This window comes from Wolbachia endosymbiont of Nasonia vitripennis, assembly GCF_048054115.1.
Classification (GTDB): domain Bacteria; phylum Pseudomonadota; class Alphaproteobacteria; order Rickettsiales; family Anaplasmataceae; genus Wolbachia.
This window is the reverse complement of the sequence record NZ_JAFEVF010000056.1, coordinates 1-3,800: the sequence shown is the minus strand read 5'-3', so window position 1 is coordinate 3,800 and position 3,800 is coordinate 1. Positions and strand designations below refer to the sequence as shown.

The window sequence follows — 3,800 nt, the reverse complement described above, 5'->3', positions numbered from 1 at the left end:
AAACCTTTTTTGATAGTATGCATATTGCTTATCAGAAAAATATTGATAGCATTAAACAGGATGCTGATTTTGGTTTTGACTTTGTTAATTCTTCTGTCAGTTAATTCATGCCTGTCAGATCAAGTCTAAACTATTACATCTAAGCTCTTTCTATGGGTGAAATCGGAAACTTAGCTTTAAGTCCTTTGTAGATGTCACGGAACTAAGTAGCAATCCTATACATATTAAGCTCGCAGCAGTTGTGCTTCCGCCATAGGATAGAAATGGAAGTGGGTCACCTATTATAGGTAATAGGCCTATTGTCATTCCAATGTTTATAAAGAAATGAGCACCAAAAAAGGCGAAAACCCCGATAGATATTAACTTAGAAAAGTAATTTTTTGACCTGTAAGCAATGGAGAATATTATAGCAAGCAATGTGGTATAGAGTAAAATCAAAGCCATGCTGCCTAAGAACCCCCATTCCTCACTAAGTACCGCAAAAGCAAAATCTGTGCGTTTCTCTGGCAAAAATCCAAGTTGAGTTTGACTCCCATTAACAAACCCCTTACCAAACAAACCTCCTGAACCAATAGCTATTTGAGATTGCTGTGCATTATAACCTATTCCAAGTGGATCTACTGATGAATCCAAAAATGATAATATCCTTTGCTTGTGATAAGGGCGCAAAAAAGGCCAAATAGCTGGTATTGCGAAAATGCCAAGCGTTCCAAAAATTATTAAATGAGGTCTTTCCATTATTGCTGTGAATATAATTGATGCTCCTATAAACAATATTATTACAGCTGTTCCTAAATTAGGTTGCTTCAATACAAGGAATACAGGTAAGAAAATAATTATAAGTGGCTTAAATAAACTTTGAAATTTCATCATTTTATACACACTTTGTTTATTAAAATAACGAGCAAGTGCAAGTATTAAGCCCACTTTTACAAATTCTGATGGTTGTAAACTAATTGACCCAATTCTTATCCATCTCGTTGCACCCATTATATGCGAGCCAAAAAAATTTACTGCTAACAGCGCAATTACTGCTGCTATGTAAAAAAAATAAGCGTGCTTCAAATAAAAATCTAGCTCTATAAATGACATAGCTATAGCAAGCAAAAGGAAGAAAGAGAATATGACCAATTGGTGAATTGCAAATGGAGCCCACTTTCCTCCAGCAGAAGAATATTGAACAACAATGCCAACGCAAAACAGAGCTATTACGTTCATGACTAATAATAAGTGAATCTTCTTCAGCTTATCCACAGCGAAAACTTTACAGACTTTTAGATACAATAAAACATAAGAAAATCAAAAAGCAAATTTATTAATTACCAAACGAATTGGACTACTATATATCCCAGTTATTATCGTTAAAATTGCCATAAATAATAGACAAAAGAGCATAAGTAATGGTACCTCATTAAGTGTCATTTCAGTGTTTGATGCTGCGCTATTTTCAAAATACATTTTCTCTACCACCCTCCACATATATATTAGTGCAAGAAAAGAGCCAGCAGCAAAAACTGCAAGGGAAATCCATGCATGAGATTCAAGAATTGCTTGCATCATATACCACTTACTTACAAAGCCATTTGTCAAGGGTACACCGATTAATGCTAAACTAAGTAGAGTAAATGCGAGTGTTGTATAGGGCATTGACTTTTTTAGTCCTGACAAATTTTCTATCTTTGTCATACCAAATTTATAAGAAATACACCCTGCAACCATGAATAAAGACGTTTTTATCATGCTATGATTTACTATGTGAAGAACTGCTGAAAACAAACCTGATTTTGAATTTAAACCCAGCATTAAAAGTATATAGCCAATCTGACTGATACTGGAGTGAGCAAACAGTCTTTTTATATCTTTTTCGATTATTGCAGATATTGATCCAAATACAATAGCGCAAAGTGCGAGGATAATTATCACATTATGCAGTGGTAAGAAAAAATTTTGCTGAAAAACATTGTAAAAGATTCTGATAAAAACATATATCATCACTTTGGTTACTGTACCTGAAAAGAATACGCTAATGAAGCTTGGTGCTTCACTATACGCATTAACTAGCCATTTACTGAGTGGAAACAGTGCCATTTTGATTGAGAGACCAACAAAAATGAATAATGTACCAAGTCTTATGATGTTATTATCGTATAATGGTACTATTCTTTCAGCCATGTCAGACATGTTGAGCGTTCCGGTCATAGAGTATAAAAGGCCGATGCCAAACAAGTAAAATGTTGCTCCTACAGTACCACTAATGAGGTATTCAAATGCTGCAACTAAAGCTTTCTTATCCCTTCCCATTGAAACTAAAACATAAGAAGAAAGAGATGAAATTTCTAAAAAGACATAAAGGTTGAATATATCGTTTGTTACTAAAATTCCGAGTAATCCACTCAAGCACAGTAAAAATAGAGAATAAAAACCAATGATTTTGTTTTTGCTAATCTCTTTTTCATTAATATGAAAGCTATAAAGCACACTAATCAGCGCTATAAAATTCACCAAAGTTAGAATCAAGGAGTTCAATATGTCGATTCTCAACTCTATTCCGTATGGAGGAGCCCAATCTCCAAGATAATAAGTTATAATTTCACCATTGTATGTTTTCACTAGCAACATTAATGAAATAAAGAAAGTAGCTGCCGTTGTAAAAAAAGAGATAAACCAGGACACCCTATGTTTCCTGGTAAGAAAGCAGAACATCGATGCAATTATTGGTATAATAACTTGTAGAATTGGTAATTGCATTAAACTGTTGTTAATACATCGTTAAAGTATTAGTATATATAATACTTTTTGTTTTAACACCTTTATGTTGTCTAAAATTTATAATGCAGTAACGAGCCTATTGCGGAGAGAAGGTGAACTTATAGGAAGGGACGAAAACGGAAATTCTTACTATGAATCAAGTAAAGGAAAAAGATGGGTAATATATGACAATGTTTCTGAGCCTACAACAATTCCTCCAGCATGGCATATATGGCTGCATTATACTGATAATGCAGTACCAGTGAATAATAACAAAAGAAAAATTCCTAATTTAACAGGTACAAAAGATGCATACTACCCAAACCAAAAGGTGAAAAATTACTATGAAAGCTGGAATCCTAATAACTAAAGATGCGAAGGTCAAATATACTTGAAATAACTGCTGGTTCATTTGTATTAATTTTTACTGTTTTTCTTATCTTCTTCGCTATTGATAAATTATCTTACATAAAGAAAAACTATAAGGATTGTTATAAAATACATGGCCTTTTTACTGATGCTAACGGTGTAGGAGTTGGTGATAGTGTCAAGATCTCTGGTGTGGAAGTCGGAAGCATAACTGGTGTATCACTCGACAAAGCTACCTACATAGCACGAATCGACATGTGTATAAGTAGGGATATAAAACTCCCAGTTGATAGCTCAGCCCTAATCACTAGCAGTGGAGTTGTTGGTAGTAAATTTGTTAATATATCACCTGGCGCAGATCCCAAATTAATTTCACACGGTGGTAAGATAGCACACACTCAAGCTGAAGCAAATATGGGCGGAATAATGGATAAAATTATTGGCATGTTTACAAAGTGAGAATAAGAACACATAAGCCAACTTGGCCTATGTACAATTAAGGGATTTTTCTATCAATAGCTTGAAGTTGTTCAGCGTTTGAATTATGTAATAGTTTAGACTTGATCTGACAGGCATGAATTAACTGACAGAAGAATTAACAAAGTCAAAACCAAAATCAGCATCCTGTTTAATGCTATCAATATTTTTCTGATAAGCAATATGCATACTATCAAAAAAGGTTT

General features: G+C 33.8%; 4 protein-coding genes. 2 read left to right on the top strand and 2 right to left on the bottom strand.

Translation table 11 applies throughout. The features are described from left to right. Nucleotides 1-150 precede the first annotated feature (150 nt). Nucleotides 151-1,254: a rod shape-determining protein RodA gene (gene rodA, locus JR053_RS05065; RefSeq protein ID WP_029237648.1), complete on the bottom strand. Its 1,104-nt coding sequence runs from the start codon at nt 1,252-1,254 to the stop codon at nt 151-153. A gap of 45 nt (nt 1,255-1,299) precedes the next feature. Further along, nucleotides 1,300-2,748 carry a proton-conducting transporter transmembrane domain-containing protein gene (locus JR053_RS05060; RefSeq protein ID WP_029237649.1) on the bottom strand — a complete coding sequence of 483 codons (1,449 nt, stop codon included), beginning with the start codon at nt 2,746-2,748 and terminating at the stop codon, nt 1,300-1,302. Nucleotides 2,749-2,812: 64 nt separating this feature from the next. Here JR053_RS05060 and JR053_RS05055 point away from each other — a divergent pair, with 64 nt between their 5' ends. Together JR053_RS05055 and mlaD are read left to right on the top strand one after the other, a co-directional pair. After that, nucleotides 2,813-3,118, top strand: coding sequence for an NADH-ubiquinone oxidoreductase subunit NDUFA12 family protein (locus JR053_RS05055; protein WP_010404196.1), 306 nt, complete (start codon nt 2,813-2,815; stop codon nt 3,116-3,118). Nucleotides 3,119-3,120: 2 nt separating this feature from the next. Continuing rightward, nucleotides 3,121-3,576 (top strand): outer membrane lipid asymmetry maintenance protein MlaD, encoded by a 456-nt coding sequence (mlaD, locus tag JR053_RS05050; RefSeq protein ID WP_010404199.1) that lies wholly within the window; start codon nt 3,121-3,123, stop codon nt 3,574-3,576. Nucleotides 3,577-3,800 lie beyond the last annotated feature (224 nt).

Excerpts from the sequence above, each read along its gene's own strand:
- JR053_RS05060 (WP_029237649.1), bottom strand. The coding sequence starts at position 2,748 with ATGCAATTACCAATTCTACAAGTTATTATACCAATAATTGCATCGATG.
- JR053_RS05055 (WP_010404196.1), top strand. The coding sequence starts at position 2,813 with ATGTTGTCTAAAATTTATAATGCAGTAACGAGCCTATTGCGGAGAGAA.
- mlaD (WP_010404199.1), top strand. The coding sequence starts at position 3,121 with ATGCGAAGGTCAAATATACTTGAAATAACTGCTGGTTCATTTGTATTA.